The organism is Protofrankia sp. CiP3 (assembly GCF_917627345.1).
Classification (GTDB): domain Bacteria; phylum Actinomycetota; class Actinomycetes; order Frankiales; family Frankiaceae; genus Protofrankia.
In genome coordinates, this window is record NZ_CAKJTM010000211.1 from 3,056 (window position 1) to 3,815 (window position 760).

A 760-nucleotide genomic window follows, 5' to 3' on the forward strand; every position below is an offset into this window, starting at 1 on the left:
CCGCTCGGCGTGAGCGAGTAGCCGCAGCCTGATCGAGCTTTGGGTGGACTCCGGGATCGTGGGCATGACCCGCCCAGTGTGCCCTACCAGCGGGGCGAGGGCATCACGATGGTAGCCACCACCCGCCGTGGGCAGGAACCTCCCATGCCCATGACCAGCGCCGTGCCCGTCGAGCTCCGTGCCAGCGTCCGCGCCACACTGCGGACACGCGCCCGTGGCCACACGACCCCACACCGGGACCGGCAGCGCGCCGGGATCGTGCTGTACGCGGCCCGGGGCTGGCCCAATGCCCGGATCGCCCGCCACCTACGGGTCCAGGAGAACACGGTGCGCACCTGGCGGGGCCGGTTCGCCGCGGCCGGCCTGGCTGGCCTGACCGACCGGCCCCGCACCGGGCGGCCCCGGCGGATCAGCGCGCTGGAACGGGCCGAGGTGTGCGCGCTGGCCTGCCGGTTACCCGCGCACACCGGGGTGCCGCTGGCCCGCTGGAGCGGCCCGGAACTAGCCACCGAGCTGACCTCCCGTGGGTTGACTGGGCCGATCTCGCCCTCCAGCGTCCGCCGGATCCTGGCCGAGCACCCGGTCAAACCCTGGCAATACCAGTCGTGGATCTTCCCGAGGGACCCGGACTTCGCCGCGAAGGCCACCGTTGTTCTCGATCTCTACCAGGGCTTCTACCAGGGCAGGCCCCTCGGCCCGCACGACCGGGTGATCTCCGTGGACGCCAAGCCCTCCATCCAGGCCCGTGCCCGTATCCACC

Annotated in this window: 1 protein-coding gene; it reads left to right on the forward strand. The window is 72.6% G+C overall.

The features are described 5' to 3' along the window. Positions 1–144: 144 nt before the first annotated feature. The coding region (locus MJ797_RS26390) for a helix-turn-helix domain-containing protein (RefSeq protein WP_239342397.1) at positions 145–760 on the forward strand (616 nt) is incomplete at its 3' end.